At 44.8% G+C, this 585-nt stretch carries 1 protein-coding gene; it reads left to right on the top strand.

All coding sequences use genetic code 11. From position 1 onward, the window contains the following. The coding region (locus tag IEY24_RS33300) for a non-specific lipid-transfer protein (protein ID WP_188939494.1) at positions 1–327 on the top strand (327 nt) is incomplete at its 5' end. Between the last annotated feature and the right edge of the window lie 258 nt (positions 328–585).

Below are 585 nucleotides of genomic sequence, written 5' to 3'. Positions count from 1 at the left end.
GTGGTTTTGATGTGCATGGCTGTGATGAGTGCACCAATGATGGTGCAAGCCGTGTCATGCAATGATGTTTCTGTGAACCTAGCACCGTGCCTATCTTACCTGATGCAGGGTGGAGATGTTCCAGAATCGTGCTGTAGCGGAGTGAGGAACATTCTGGGTTCTGCCAGCACCACCTTTGACAAACAAACCGTGTGCAAATGTCTTCAGCAAGCTGCTAATAACTATGGCATCAACGACGAATACGCTCAGGCACTCCCCGCCCGCTGCAATGTCAGCGTCCCTTACAAGATCAGCCGATCCACCAACTGCGACTCCATCAAGTTCTAAAGGAGCGGGTAGCTTTGCCAATTTCTTCCGCGGGATAATGAGGCAACGTATGCTGTAACACTTGTTATCGTTATCATTAAAATAAAAGAAAGCGAGTGTGACTCGGGTTCCACTCATGTGAGCCTGTTATTGTATTAGTTTCTGTTTCAGATACTCTCTAGTCTTTGTTGTTTCGGTGTGATTAAATGTATCTTAGTTGATTGTTGCTCGCAACAATTAATCACGTATTTGATATAATAATTCCAAGCTACTTTGATT

This window comes from Dyadobacter endophyticus, assembly GCF_014641595.1.
GTDB classification, from domain to species: Bacteria; Bacteroidota; Bacteroidia; order Cytophagales; family Spirosomataceae; genus Dyadobacter; species Dyadobacter endophyticus.
The sequence above is the reverse complement of the archived record's forward strand: the minus strand, read 5'-3'. Positions and strand labels throughout refer to the sequence as shown.